The sequence below is a fragment of the Akkermansia sp. genome (genome assembly GCF_020860705.1).
Classification (GTDB): domain Bacteria; phylum Verrucomicrobiota; class Verrucomicrobiia; order Verrucomicrobiales; family Akkermansiaceae; genus Akkermansia.
The window spans coordinates 19443-33263 of the sequence record NZ_JAJBTT010000054.1 but is presented as its reverse complement, the minus strand read 5'-3'; the positions used below and the strand labels follow the sequence as shown (position 1 = coordinate 33263).

Annotated in this window: 13 protein-coding genes; 11 read left to right on the top strand and 2 right to left on the bottom strand. The window is 59.7% G+C overall.

The window, feature by feature from the left end; genetic code table 11:
• The first annotated feature begins 24 nt into the window (after positions 1–24).
• From LIO64_RS12415 to mnmE, 6 genes are all read left to right on the top strand, one after another.
• Positions 25–561 carry a hypothetical protein gene (locus LIO64_RS12415; RefSeq protein ID WP_290549768.1) on the top strand — a complete coding sequence of 179 codons (537 nt, stop codon included), beginning with the start codon at positions 25–27 and terminating at the stop codon, positions 559–561.
• 103 nt (positions 562–664) lie between these two features.
• Positions 665–1411 (top strand): 3-oxoacyl-[acyl-carrier-protein] reductase, encoded by a 747-nt coding sequence (gene fabG / locus LIO64_RS12410; protein ID WP_290549767.1) that lies wholly within the window; start codon positions 665–667, stop codon positions 1409–1411.
• Between the two features lie 23 nt (positions 1412–1434).
• The gene (locus tag LIO64_RS12405; RefSeq protein WP_290549766.1) at positions 1435–2637 is read left to right on the top strand and encodes an SUMF1/EgtB/PvdO family nonheme iron enzyme; all 1203 of its coding nucleotides are present in this window, start codon (positions 1435–1437) and stop codon (positions 2635–2637) included.
• A 13-nt stretch (positions 2638–2650) separates the two neighbouring features.
• Positions 2651–3340 (top strand): N-acetyltransferase, encoded by a 690-nt coding sequence (locus tag LIO64_RS12400; RefSeq protein WP_290549765.1) that lies wholly within the window; start codon positions 2651–2653, stop codon positions 3338–3340.
• A gap of 324 nt (positions 3341–3664) precedes the next feature.
• Positions 3665–4738 (top strand): tRNA 2-thiouridine(34) synthase MnmA, encoded by a 1074-nt coding sequence (gene mnmA / locus LIO64_RS12395; protein ID WP_290549764.1) that lies wholly within the window; start codon positions 3665–3667, stop codon positions 4736–4738.
• Complete coding sequence (mnmE, locus tag LIO64_RS12390; RefSeq protein WP_290549763.1) at positions 4735–6084, top strand: tRNA uridine-5-carboxymethylaminomethyl(34) synthesis GTPase MnmE; 1350 nt, start codon at positions 4735–4737, stop codon at positions 6082–6084. The genes mnmA and mnmE overlap by 4 nt, the downstream gene beginning before the upstream one ends.
• Before the next feature lie 44 nt (positions 6085–6128).
• On the opposite strand, the gene LIO64_RS12385 is transcribed toward mnmE, so the two are convergent.
• Both LIO64_RS12385 and LIO64_RS12380 read right to left on the bottom strand, forming a co-directional pair.
• Positions 6129–6791 (bottom strand): trimeric intracellular cation channel family protein, encoded by a 663-nt coding sequence (locus LIO64_RS12385; protein ID WP_290549762.1) that lies wholly within the window; start codon positions 6789–6791, stop codon positions 6129–6131.
• Between the two features lie 52 nt (positions 6792–6843).
• Complete coding sequence (locus tag LIO64_RS12380) at positions 6844–7623, bottom strand: MBL fold metallo-hydrolase (protein ID WP_290549761.1); 780 nt, start codon at positions 7621–7623, stop codon at positions 6844–6846.
• A 157-nt stretch (positions 7624–7780) separates the two neighbouring features.
• Here LIO64_RS12380 and LIO64_RS12375 point away from each other — a divergent pair, with 157 nt between their 5' ends.
• From LIO64_RS12375 to LIO64_RS12355, 5 genes are read left to right on the top strand one after another with little or no spacing between them, the layout of a single operon-like run.
• The gene (locus LIO64_RS12375) at positions 7781–8236 is read left to right on the top strand and encodes a hypothetical protein (RefSeq protein ID WP_290549760.1); all 456 of its coding nucleotides are present in this window, start codon (positions 7781–7783) and stop codon (positions 8234–8236) included.
• 9 nt (positions 8237–8245) lie between these two features.
• The gene (gene rsmH / locus LIO64_RS12370) at positions 8246–9811 is read left to right on the top strand and encodes a 16S rRNA (cytosine(1402)-N(4))-methyltransferase RsmH (protein ID WP_290549759.1); all 1566 of its coding nucleotides are present in this window, start codon (positions 8246–8248) and stop codon (positions 9809–9811) included.
• A gap of 21 nt (positions 9812–9832) precedes the next feature.
• Positions 9833–10177 carry a hypothetical protein gene (locus tag LIO64_RS12365; protein WP_290549758.1) on the top strand — a complete coding sequence of 115 codons (345 nt, stop codon included), beginning with the start codon at positions 9833–9835 and terminating at the stop codon, positions 10175–10177.
• 16 nt (positions 10178–10193) lie between these two features.
• Positions 10194–12293 carry a penicillin-binding protein 2 gene (locus tag LIO64_RS12360; protein ID WP_290549757.1) on the top strand — a complete coding sequence of 700 codons (2100 nt, stop codon included), beginning with the start codon at positions 10194–10196 and terminating at the stop codon, positions 12291–12293.
• A gap of 7 nt (positions 12294–12300) precedes the next feature.
• On the top strand, positions 12301–13806 hold the full coding sequence (locus LIO64_RS12355) for a UDP-N-acetylmuramoyl-L-alanyl-D-glutamate--2,6-diaminopimelate ligase (protein ID WP_290549756.1): 1506 nt from the start codon (positions 12301–12303) through the stop codon (positions 13804–13806).
• The last annotated feature ends 15 nt before the right edge of the window (positions 13807–13821 follow it).

Below are 13821 nucleotides of genomic sequence, written 5' to 3'. Positions count from 1 at the left end.
TTTATCCTGCCTTAAAAGGACGGGATGAAGATTTCCCTTATCCCTGTTCTGAGTTCTGCGCTGCTGTGCGGCGCATCGCTTGCGTTCGGTGAACCGGCCGCGCTCGCCGCTGCCCCTGCGTCCTCTGCCCCGGCAGAAAAAACCCCTTCCGCCGATTCCCTGATCAACCAGGCTTTTTCTCTTGCCATCAACACTCACCAGACACTGGCCGCCGTGCAGGATAAGGAAAGCGCGGACAAGGCCGTCAAGACGCTGCAGGGTATCCAGAAAGATATTCAGCATTTCCTTAATCTCCAGGATAAATTGAGCGATAAGGAAAAGGAAAAAGAAGAGGCCCTGATGGAAAAAATGGAGGAACGGATGGAACGATTGACCGAGCAGTGCAAGCAGGAAGGCAAACGACTGCTGGAAGCCCGCTATTACGGGTCCGCCGCCTTGAAGGATATTCTGGAAAACTCGGACGAATTCAGTACCTTTATAGAGACGGATGAAGATGAGGAGGAACACGGAGGGGGAAACGCCGAGGATATCCGTGTTGAAGACCTACTTCCTCCCAATTGACCAGCAGGGCCGCACAGCAGGCAAAGCACCGGGAACATCCGTCGCCTCCTGCTCCCATTTCAAGCTTGCCGGAGCCGGAAAAAACGGGTTTACTAGGGGCAGCATGCAAAAGTTAGCAGGTAAAACAGCCATCGTTACCGGTGCAGGCCGGGGAATCGGAAATGCCATCGCGCGCCGCTTCGCCTCGGAAGGAGCCAAAGTCATCCTGATCAGCCGCAGCCCGTCCAGCTGCGGGGGAGCCGCAGAAGAAATCAACGGAGAATTCCCGGACTCCTGCAAGGCGTATCCCTGCGACGTAGCGGATTACGCCGCCGTCCAGGAAACCATCTCCGTCATTCTGAAGGAATTCCCGCAAATCGACATTCTGGTGAACAATGCCGGCATCACCCGTGACACCCTCATGCTCCGCATGAAAGAGGAAGACTGGGACGCCGTTATGGACACCAACCTGAAGAGCGCCTTCAATACGGTCAAGGCCCTCCAGCGCGTACTGATGAAATCCCCCGCCGGACGCATCATCAACATGAGTTCCGTCATCGGCCTGGTCGGCAACATCGGACAGGCCAACTATGCCGCCTCCAAGGCGGGCCTGATTGGCTTCACCAAGTCCCTGGCCCTGGAATTCGCACCGCGCAAAGTAACGTGCAACGCGATTGCCCCCGGCTTCATTTGCACGGAAATGTCCAACGCCATCCCGGACAACCTCAAGGAGGAAATCGTCAAAAAGATTCCTCTGAAGGAACAGGGCTCCGTGGAAGACATCGCCGCCCTGACGGCCTTCCTTGCCTCTGATGACGCCCGTTACATCACCGGACAGGTTATTGCCTGTGACGGGGGCATGACGATGTAGGACTCTCCCGCCTGCACCACTCCATGCGCGGCATTTTCCTTGTTTCCTGCTTTCTGGGAGGAAGCGCCCTGCTGACCGGGTGCCGGGACGAAGGTTCCCCCCGGCCGGCCACGGAGGATGCCGCGCGCATTACCAGCGCGCGCCAGTGGGGGGAAAGCCGCTCCGCCCTGCAAAAACGGGAGCTGGACCGCGCCGCCGGTCCTTCCCTTCCCGTTCCGGATGACCTTCCTTCCCGGGAACTGATTGGCACCACGCGCCAAATCCATCAGCTCATTGAGGCCTCCGGCACGCCGGCACGCTTTGAGTCCTATACGGAAGCGGTGCCTGCGGCAGGGGCTTCCCTCCGCATGATCGCCATTCCCGGAGGGACTTTTTCCATGGGAAGCCCCGAGAAGGAACCGGGCCGCAAACCGGATGAAGGCCCCCGGCATGAAGTCAGCGTTTCCCCCTTCTGGATTTCAGAAATGGAAATCCCCTGGGAACTCTATACGGCCTTCATGGAGAATGGGCGCCCCCGTGCCAAGGACGGCCAGCTTCTGGAGGAACAGCCGGACGATGAACTGTGGGACTCCGTCACGCAGCCCACGGCCCCTTACACCGCGATGAACCTGGGCATGGGCCGCGGCTATGAACACGGCCTGCCTGCCATATCCATGTCCCATCACGCCGCCAGCAAATTCTGTGAATGGCTGAGCGCCCAGACCGGGCACTACTACCGCCTGCCCACGGAAGCGGAATGGGAATACGCCTGCCGTGCAGGAAATTCCGGCGCCTATTCCTACGGAAACGGGGAGGAGGCCCTGGACCAGTACGCCTGGTACTGGGACAATTCCAATGACCGCTACCAGAAAACGGGGTCCAAAAAACCGAATGCGTGGGGACTCCGGGACATGCACGGAAACGTGGCTGAATGGGTCCTGGATTCCTACACTCCGGACGCTTACGCCAAACGGTCCGGACAGTCCGTGAAAGATCCCCTCGTCATCATGCCCAAGGCTCCCCACGTGGTCCGCGGAGGTTCCTGGGAAGATGATCCGGACCGCCTGCGGAACGCCGCGCGCCGCGCCAGCTCTCCCGCCTGGAACCGCCAGGATCCCCAGAACCCCAAAAGCATCTGGTATCTGACGGATGGAGGCATGATCGGCTTCCGCGTGGTGCGCCCCATGAACATTCCGGACGTCATCACCATGCACCGCCTCTGGAACTTTTCCAAGGGGGAACCGTAAAGAGAGACTTTCCATGACCATCAAATTAAGAACGGAGCAGCCTGCAGACTATGCGGAAACGGAACATGTCACGCGGGAAGCGTTCTGGAACCATTATTCCCCCGGTTGCAATGAGCACTACCTGCTCCATATCATGCGCGGCCATCCCTCCTTTATCCCGGAACTGGATGTGGTTGCCGTTCACGGCGGCCGCATTGTCGGGAACATCGTTTATGCAAAATCCGTCATCAGGACAAATGACGGGAAGGAATGCGAGGTGCTGGGCATGGGCCCCATCTCCGTTCTTCCGGAATACCAGCGCCGGAGAATCGGGCGGCAAATGATCGAATATACCAAAATGAAAGCCCGTGAAATGGGGTTCCGTGCCATTCTGCTGTACGGCGACCCGGGCTACTATTCACGCCACGGGTTCGTGCCCGCGGAAACGCTGGGCATCAGAACGGCGGATGATATGTACGCGGCAGCCCTCCAGGCCTGCGAATTGCAGAAAGATGCCTTATTCGGCATGAAAGGCCGTTACGTGGAAGCTGCCGTGTATGATCTTGATGAAAAGTGCGCCGCCGAATTTGACCGGCATTTTCCGGCAAAGGAAATGGTCTCCGGGACTCCGTCGCAAAAACGCTTTGAGGAAATTGTCGCCATGCGGAGAAAAGCGGATGCGGGAACCGTGACAGTCAACGCCGCCATCAAGAAACCCTATTAATAGGAAACATAAGGATAACAGGGACAATAGAGGAATTTTGCCGACCCTTATTATTCCTGTTATCCTTAGATGCCCTATTACCCCTAACCAACTTTTCCCCAGGTTTTTTCGTTGACTTCGGATTCTGGATCCGGACTCGGGCCACTTGTTTAACAATCAAAGTCCAGCCGGAAACACCGCCTTATTTTGCCCGAAGTTAACGCCGGATGCCTGTCTTCCTCTCTTTTTGTCTTGGCTTGCGGGGGTATCTTTGATTTACAGGGGCTGGCGGGAAAGGCTCTCCAACACATTCCGCCCCATCACATCCATATCTTTTCCAGCATCGTGGCACGCATTCTTGTAGGCTTATCAGGCGGGGTGGACAGCTCCGTGGCAGCGGCCCTGCTCATGGAGCAGGGCCATGACGTAGTGGGGGCGTACATGAAAAACTGGGTGAATGACGAGGGCATCCCCGGCGAATGCCCCTGGGAGCAGGATATTCAGGATGCCCTGGGCGTCGCCAAAAAAATCGGCATCGAGTTCCGGGTCATCGACCTGGTGGACGAATACCGCGCCCGCATCGTCAATTATCTGATTGAAGGATACCGCGCCGGATATACGCCCAATCCGGACGTGCTGTGCAACCGGGAAATGAAGTTCGGCGTCTTTCTGGATTATGCGCTGGAACAGGGGTTTGACTACGTTGCCACGGGCCATTACGCCCGCAGGCTGGACACGCCGCAGGGTTCTTTCATCCTGCGTGGCCGGGATCCGAACAAGGACCAGTCCTACTTCCTGTCCCTGATGCGGCCGGACCAAATCGCACGGGCCATATTCCCCCTGGGAGACCTGCTGAAGCCGGAAGTCCGTATTCTGGCGGACAAATACGGCCTCCCTACGGCGCGCAAGAAGGACAGCCAGGGCATCTGTTTCATCGGCCAGGTGAAGATGAGCGATTTCCTGCGCCACTACCTGCCGGACAAACCCGGCAAAATCGTGGACACGGAAGGCAGGACGCTCGGCATGCACAACGGCCTGCACCTGTTCACCATGGGGCAGAGGAAAGGGCACGGGGTCGCCTCTCCGCGGGAGGGAATCGCCTACGTGGTGGTGGGGAAGGACGTCAAGCGCAACCGCCTGATCCTGGGGTATGAAGACGTTTCCACGCAGGGACTGTACGCCACCCGTGCCGTAGTTGGCGGCATTTCCAACACGCTGGCCCCCCTGCCCCCCCGCGTCATGGCGCAGCCACGCTACCGGGCCAAAGCGGAATGGGCCTCCTGCGAATATCTGGAAGAAGGCAAGGTCCGCCTCAGCTTTGATACGCCCCTCCGCGCCCTGGCGGTGGGCCAGGTTTGCGCCTTTTACGACGGAGGCAAGTTGCTGGGCGGCGGTTTTTTTGAATCCATAGAATCATGATTGACCCGGAACGCACCATAGCCGCCCAGGCGACCGCCGCAGGACAGGGAGCCATTGCCGTCATCCGCATGAGCGGCTCCGGATGCCTGGACGTCCTCGGCAAATGCACGTCTGCCTCCCTGACCGGGCGCCTCCAGCCGCGCCAGGCTGCCCTGGCCCGCATTCTGGACGCGGAGGGAGTCGCCATTGACCAGGCGCTCATCACTTGGTTTCCGGCTCCGGCCAGCTACACGGGGGAAGACACCGTGGAAATCTCCTGCCATGGCGGCATGCTGGTGACGGACCGGCTGCTGAAACGCCTGTACCAGTGCGGCGCCTCCCCGGCGGAGCCGGGCGAATTCACGAAGAGGGCCTTCCTGAACGGCCGGATGGACCTGACCCAGGCGGAAGCCGTGATGGACGTGATTTCCGCCGGAAGCGACCTGGCCCTGAAAGCCGCGCAAACCCAGCTGGACGGAGGCATTGGAGCCCAGGTGGACGAACTCAAGGACAGCCTGGTTCACGTCCTGGCCCACATTGAAGCCTATATCGACTTTCCGGATGAAGACATTTCCCCGGATACGGCTTCCGATCTTCTGGAACGTCTCCGGAACATGGAAGAAAAGCTTTCCGGCTTGCTGAGGACCGCAGAAGGCGGCCGTCTGCTGCGGGAAGGAATCCGGACGGCAATCGCCGGACCGCCCAACGTGGGAAAATCCAGCCTGCTGAATACCCTGCTGGGGTATGAACGGGCCATTGTCAGCAACATTGCCGGAACCACGCGGGACACGGTGGAGGAATCCATCCAGCTCGCCGGGCTGGCCCTGCGCCTGATTGACACGGCAGGAGTCCGGGAATCCTCCGACGTCATTGAACAAGCCGGCATTTCCCGCACCAACAGGGCGCTGGAAACCGCCGACCTTGTTCTGGAGGTGGCGGACGCTTCCGCGCCCCGGACAGAACTTTTCCCGGCCGCTCCTTATACCGCGCCCCGGCTGCTGATCCTGAACAAGTGCGACCTGGGGATCCATCCGGACTGGGCGGCCGTTTCCGGCATCCGGTTTTCCTGCACCGCCGGGGAAGGAAAGAAAGAGCTGGAAGAAGCGATTGTCCGCACGTTCGCTTCCCGGCTTCCCGGAGAATCGGGAAGTTCCCTGGTAGCCATCAACGCCCGGCACCAGCATGAACTGGGCCTGTGCCTGGAGCACATCCGGTTGGCTTCGGAATCCATCTCCCGGCAGGAGAGCCCGGAATTCACGGCCCTGGAACTGAGGGAAGCCGTGACGCACCTGGGGGAAATCACCGGCGCCGTGGATACGGAAGATGTGCTGGGTGCTATTTTTTCCTCCTTCTGCCTGGGCAAGTAAAGCGCCGGTATTGCATCGAGGGGAGCTTTCACAAGTGGCGGGGTTCACTTGCCGCCCGTCTTTCCGGAACGAATTTCCTTTTCCTCCTCTTCCATGGCTTCCGGTTCCGCCTCCGGGGAAAAGAGGGGAAGATAGGAGGGCAGGTTCCAGTTCCAGCGGATAGCCGCCAGGCGCACGGAGAGCGTAACCACGAAGCCCGTGACAAAACAGGTGGAGGAATCTATTCCGAAGTAATAAAGCACCGCGTATGCCACGCCGCCCAGCAGGGCCGCAGTGGCGTACAGTTCCCCGGGACGGAACACGTAGGGAACGTTGCCGGTAAGCACGTCGCGCAGCAGGCCGCCCGCCACGCCGGTGCAGATTCCCATCATCACGGAAACGGTGGGCGTATAGCCGTGCAGGTAGGATTTTTCCGTGCCGATCATGCCGAAGAGGGCCAGCACGATGGCGTCCGCCACGCGGATGGTGCCCATGGGCGGCGGGTATTTCTGGGCCACGTAAAAAGTCACCAGGCTGGTGACGACGGCGGCCAGCACAAAGATTTCTCCGGAGGGCAGCGTCCAGTACACCGGAATTTCCAGCAGAAGGTCGCGCACGGTTCCGCCGCCCAGCGCCGCCAGCGTGCCGCACACAATCACACCGAACAGGTCCATTTTCACCCGTGAAGAAGCAATGGACCCCGCCAGGGCGCCAATGATCGTGCTCATGATTTCACAGATGGAGAGGAACATGGCGGGAGGAAAGGGGAAAAGGGAAGATTCAGCAGACCCGGATCCACGGCAGGCTGGTATCCTGGCTGGCGCAGAACAGGGAGGTGGAAGCCAGTCCCATGTCATGCAGGGTAGCACGCATCAGGCTTTCTGCCAATGCCGGAGAATTGCTTTCTGCGCTCAGGTGGGCCAGCACCACGTTTTTCAGCGCGTCATGGGCAATCCGCCTCAGCAGGTCGCAGGCCTGTTCGTTGGACAAGTGCCCGTGCTCGGAAGCAATGCGCTGTTTCAGCGGCCAGGGCCGCCTGGGAGTGGCTGCCAGCATGTCCGGATCGTAGTTTGATTCCACCACCAGGCTGTCCACCAGGGAGAGGTATTCCGCCACGCTGCCGGGAGCGTGGCCCGTATCGGAAATGAAGCCCAGGCTGGATTGTTCCGTTTCAAATTTGAACCCCACCGGGTCCACAGCATCATGGTAAGTGGCAAAGGGAGTGACCACGATGTCCCCTATTTTAAAGGACTGCCCCTTTTCAAAATAAGTCCAGGGGACTTCCGGAGCTTTTTCCTGAACGCACATGGCCGTGTGGCGGGTGGCATAAACGCGCACGGTGTATTTCTTGGTGAACTGGTGCACGCCTTTCATGTGGTCGGTGTGTTCATGGGTGAGCAGAATGGCGTCCAGCTCATCCGGTTCCACGCCGGCGGATTTCATTTTATCCCGCAGCCTGGCGGCGCTGAACCCGGCATCCACCAGCAGGACGGTTTCACCGGCCTTCACAATGGTGGCATTTCCTCCGCTGCCGCTGCCCAACACGCAAAACTGCATCATGCGCGGAATATAATACCGGCCCCGGAACGGAGCAAGACCGGATCAATGCTTTTTTTCATGACATGAACACAAGAAAAAATAGTTTTTTCCAGTACGGTGTTGACATTTCAAGTGCATTAAAGTGTATTGAAGTCACTACTTAGTGTACTTGCATGCGATGAGCAGTGTATCTGACAACCTTTTTGGTGCATACACGCACAAGCTGGACCCCAAAAACCGGATTGCGATTCCGACGGAATGGAGGCCTACCGAAGGTTGCGCCCTGCTCCTGCTCTCCGGCCGGCGCCTTGAATTGCCGACCGTTAAGGTCTACACGCGGGAAAAATTCCAGCAAATCATTGATAAGATAGAAGCTACGCCCGGATATACGGAAGCGCAGATTGACCTGTTCATCGGCCGGTTATACGCCAACTGCGTGGAGGCCGTCATTAACGCCCAGGGTAAATTGCTGATACCCAAACAAATGTGCGAACACGCACAACTCGGTTCCTCCGTCAGGCTGGCCGCGCGGAGAGGATATTTCGAATTATGGGAACCCTCTCTCTATGAAGAAGTTTCCCGGCGTGAAAACGCCAGCATTTCCGACATCAACCAATCCTACGGCATTCTCTGATCTCCCTTCATGCCTCCCAACCCAACCATTCCGCCCACGCACCAGGCCCATCCGTACGCAACGCTTGCGTTGCGCCCGGGCTGGCTTGTTTCCAGTCTGGGCATGGGGGCCAGAACCGGACTGCATGCGGAAGTTACGGCCTATTCCATTGTTTTTTGGGTGCATGACGCCCTTCCGGCGCAGGATATGGTTTCCTGGCAGCAGGAAAAGGAGCGCATCACCGCGGAGATGTCCCTGGCGGGGCAGAAGGGCGCCTATGGCAAACTGGGCGCATTGTCCTCCAGCCTGAACCGGGCTTTTGACGACCATGTTGAGCTTTCTTTACGCGCGGGCGCGGGTACGCACGTTCGCCCGGAGGAGGCTCAGGCCCTGGCGGACGGCATTGCGGACGGCACGTCCTGCCGCCTGCTGGCATGGAGCATCTGCCGCAACCATGTGCACGTGATTGCGGAACTGACGGAGGAGATGGGCGTGGATGAACTGGTCTGCGCCTGGAAGGCCCTGGCCCCCTCCGTGGCGTGGGAAAACGTGTACCACGCGGAAGCGCTGAAAGCTCCGGAAGCCGGAGCCAAGGTGGACGCCCTGATTTCCGAGCTGGGTGAAGACGCCGTTTCCGCCACTGCTGCGGAGGAACAGGACGGCGGCGAGGCCGTAACCGGATTCAGCCACGTCACCGTTCTGCTGCATGAGACGGTGGACATGCTCGCAGCGGGACCCGGAAAACTCATCGTGGACTGCACGCTCGGGGGCGGCGGCCATACGGAACTTCTTCTGGAACAAGGCGCTACTGTTTGGGGAATTGACCGTGACCCTGACGCCCGCCGCGCCGCCACACTCAAGCTGGCCCGCTTCGGCTCCCGCTTCAAGGTGCTTGCCGGCAACTTTCAGGACGTGGAAGCCATCCTCGCCATGCAGGGCGTTTCCCGGGTGGACGGACTTCTGGCTGACCTGGGCGTTTCCTCCCACCAGCTGGACACGGCCTCCCGCGGTTTTTCCTTCCGGGAAGACGGCCCCCTGGACATGCGCATGGACACCCGCGCCGCCTTTTCCGCCCGGAATCTGGTGAATGAAGCTCCGGAAGAGGAGCTTGCGGACATCATCTGGCAGTTCGGTGAAGAGCGGGCTTCCCGCGCCATCGCCCGCGCCATCGTGAAGGCGCGTTCCACGGCTCCCATCACCACCACCGCACAGCTCGCCCGCGTGGTGGAATCCGTTCTTCCCCGCAAGGGCAGGCAGCACGCCGGCACCCGCACGTTCCAGGCCCTGAGAATTGCCGTCAACGGGGAACTGGATGCCCTGGACGCCCTGCTGGATTCCTCCGTGCGCCTGCTCGGCAAGGGAGGCCGCATGGCCGTCATCACCTTCCACAGCCTGGAAGACCGCAGGGTCAAGCAGTTCTTCGACCTCCGGAGCCGTCCGGAAATCGACCGTCCGGAATGGCCGGCTCCGCGCCCCAACCCGGATTACTGCTTCCGCCTGCTTTCCCGCAAGCCCGTCACTGCGGGAGAAGAAGAACTTTCAACCAACCCCCGTTCCCGCAGCGCCAAATTGCGCGGCGTGGAAAAAATCATCTGACTCCTCTCCTTCGCCACCACCATGAAAAGATTCAAACAGCGTTTCACCGGCCATCAGATCAGCGTAAGCATGATCATGTGGCTCATTGCCTTCGCTTCCCTGACCTGCGGAGCGGGCATCACTTATGCCGTGCTGAAAAACGACCAGATCCAGGTCGCCCGCGACATCAAGCAAATGAACGAGGAGATCGCCTCCTGCGAGCTCACGAAGGAATACTACCGCTCCAAGACTTCCTCCCTGACCAGCCGCTGGGCCATCCGCGACAGGCTGGCCCAGGACAAGTCCGACCTGCAGCCCATCGATCCCTCCGCCGTAGAATACATTTCTCCCGAAAACGCCTCCCGCATTGCCGCGGCAGGCAATTAAATGCGCTGAGCCGTTCATGATCACGATTACAAAATCCAGATTCGCCAGAAGAAGCCTCGTCCTGTGCGGCGTGGCGGGCGCCACGGTCATCTGGCTGATGCTGACGCTGGTCAATATCCAGCTGGTTTCCCCCCGGAAAACGGGCGGCGTCCCCAGCGGCGGCATTATTGAACGGGAGGTGCTCTTGCCCCAGCGCGGCCGCATCATGGACGCCAATGAGGAAATCCTCACCAACAACATGCAGAGCTCCGAGCTAATTGCGGACGGCTACCACCTGAACGATCCCAAGACCATCAGCTGGGCACTGGCCTATTCCAAGGCCGTCCATTCCTCTTTCTGGAAGGATGCTGCTACGGAGAAGGAGAAGGAAAAGCTCGTTTCCGGCTTCCGCAGCAAGATTCTCGGCCAGGCGGCCAGCAAAAAGGACGGCAGCAAGGAGCACAACCTGGCGAAAATCCTGCTGGAAGAACCTGAAGACGGCCCGGAAGGGGTGGACATGGCCAAAAAGAAGCTGGAAGAGCTTTATGAGCCGGACATGGTGAGAAAATACGTGCAGGCCCATCTGGAATACGCGGCCAGCGTGATCGCCCCTTTCCTGCCGGACATGAGCGTGCAGGACATCATCAGCACGGTGGAAAAGGACGGGGAGATTCCCAAGAAGCGCATTGTCATCGCCAAGAACCTGTCCGAGGAAAAAGCGGAACTGTTGCGCCAGGCCATCCAGAACGCCCGCGTGCAGGGATTCCGGTTTGAAACCTCTTCCAAGCGCGTCTATTCCGTTCCGGAATGCATGGTGCACATTCTGGGCTACATTGCCCAGACGAAGGACAGCGGCCCCCGGCCCGTGGCTCTTTCCGGCCTTGAAAAACAGCTGGATGACCAGCTTCTGGGCCACAATGGCATCCGGGAATACCGGAAGGACAGCCGCGGCCGCATCATCCCCTCCGCGGATTCCCGCTTCAAGGACGCCGTAGACGGCCTGAACGTGCGCCTGACGGTGAACATGGAGTACCAGACGATCGTGGAGGAGGAGCTAGACGCCGCCATCTCTTTTTATACGGACCAGACGCACAAGCCGCGCGGCTGCATCATCGTGGTGGAGCCCAAGACCGGCAGCATCCTGGCGATGGCCAGCCGCCCCCACTATAATTTAAATACGCGCGAGGGCCTTCAGGAAGGAGCCTACCACTTCGCTGTGCAGTCCCTGTACGAACCCGGCTCCACCTTTAAAATCGTTTCCGTCACTTCCGCCGTGGATACGGGGAAAGCCACGTTCGACACCATGGTCAACTGCACGCCCTACATGGTGCCGGGTTCCCGTCCCGTGACGGACGCTCCCCGCTTCTACAGCGCCCTGACCGTAGCGGGCGTGCTGAAAAAGTCCAGCAATCCGGGTGCCTTCCGCATTGCGCTGAAATCGGGATGGCCCACTTATAAAAAGTACTTTGACCTGTACGGCTTTTCCTCCAAGACGGGGATTGATTTGCCGGGAGAAACCAACAGCCAGTGCCAGGACGGCAGCAACTTCGTCAACTTCTCCCGCATCAGCTTCGGCTATTCCCTGATGGTCTCCCCCCTGCAGATCGCCATGGCCTATGCCGCCATTGCAAATGACGGCGTGCGCATGCGCCCCCGGCTGGTGGACGGCATTTACGTGGATGACAAGAACTTCCAGTCCTCCCCCCCTGTGGAAGCCTGCCGGGTCATGAGCGTTAAAACGGCACGGGGCCTCAGGAACGCCCTTTTCCATGTTACGGACCTGGACGGAACCGCCAAAAGAGCGCGGATTGAAGGCTACAATGTAGGGGGCAAGACCGGCACCGCCCACAAGGTGAAGCCCACCGGGGGCTATTTTGACAACCGCTATACCGTCTCCTTTGTAGGGATGCTTCCCGTGGAGGATCCGGCCTTCGTCTGCCTCGTCGTCATTGACGACCCCACTTCCAAGCACTGCCATCCCGGCGGCGGCACCGTATGCGCTCCGGTCTTCCAGAAACTGGCCACGCGCCTGGCGGCGGCCATGAACATTCCCAAGAACACGCCTTCCGCAGAGGCGGACAAGAAAGCCTCCCGGTCCCAAGCCTCTCCTTCCCCGTCCAAACCGCCGCGCAGATAATTCCATCATGAAGCTACTTACGTTACTCAAAGATCTTCCCTCCCATACGCTCACCGGCTCCCCCCAGGTGAAAATCTCCCATCTGGAATGCGACAGCCGCCGCGTTCTGCCCGGCTCCTGCTACATTGCCCTGAAAGGAATCCAGGCGGACGGCCATGCATTCATCCCGGAAGCCATCCGCCGCGGCGCCTGCGCCATCGTCGCGGAAATACCCTGCACGCAGGAAGCCAGGAACGCCAGCATCTCCTGGGTGGAGGTGAATGATTCCCGGCTGGCCGTCAGCCTGATGGGCGCGGCCTGGAACGGCCACCCCTCGCGCCACATGACCATGATCGGCGTCACGGGGACAAACGGAAAAACCACCACGGCCTACATCGCCCATTCCCTGCTCCGGCAATCCTGGCTGCGCGCCGGGCTGATCGGCACCATCGCCTATGACAACGGGCAGGAAATCACCCCTTCCACCCACACCACGCCCGGTCCGCTGGAACTGGAACATCTGCTGAAGGAAATGTATGAAAACGGCTGCCGCGGCGTCTCCATGGAAGTATCCTCCCATGCGCTGGACCAGGAACGCGTGGCAGGCATCAATTTCAACGTGGGCATTTTCACCAACCTGACCCAGGACCACCTGGACTACCACCACACCATGGAAAATTATTTCCAGGCCAAGGTGAAATTGTTCGAGCAGATGGCGCAGGACACCAAATCCCGCCGCAAGCCCGTGGCCGTCATTAACATGGACGACGCCTACGGCCGCCGGCTGGCGGAGATGTTCTCCGGACGGATGACCGTAAAGACCTACGGCTCCGCCCTGGGTGCGGATTTCCGCATGCTGGTGCACCACGCCACCGCCAAGGGCAGCGAATACGAATTGGAATACAAGGGAAAAAGCTATCTGGTGCGCGTGCCCCTGATCGGCAAATTCAACATGTACAACAGCCTGGCTGCCCTGGCCGCCGTCATCTGTGCCGGCATTCCGGTGCGGGACGCCATCGCAAACCTCCAGAACATCCCGCAGGTTCCCGGAAGGCTGGAATTGTTCACCCATCCCGGAGGCGCCCAGATTTTCATTGATTACGCCCACACGCCGGATGCCCTGGAAAACGTCTGCAGGACGCTCAAGGAACTGTGCTCCCGCCGCCTGATTACCGTGTTCGGCTGCGGCGGGGACCGGGACAAAGGCAAGCGTCCGCTCATGGGAGCCGTAGCCGCGCGCCTGTCGGACGCCTGCATCGTCACCTCCGACAATCCCCGGAGCGAGGAACCCCTCTCCATCATCAACCAGATTACGGCGGGGATGCCGGAAGGCAGGTACGCCATCATCCCGGACCGCGCCCGGGCCATCGCCACGGCCATCGACCAGGCCCGGCTGGGGGACATCGTCCTCATTGCGGGCAAGGGCCATGAAAACTACCAGGAGCTTTCCTCCGGCCGCATTGATTTCAGCGACGCCAAGGAAGTGCGCCGCAACATGTTCATCAAGGAGCGGGAAGAATTCCCCCAGACATAGCCACCATTCCACCTT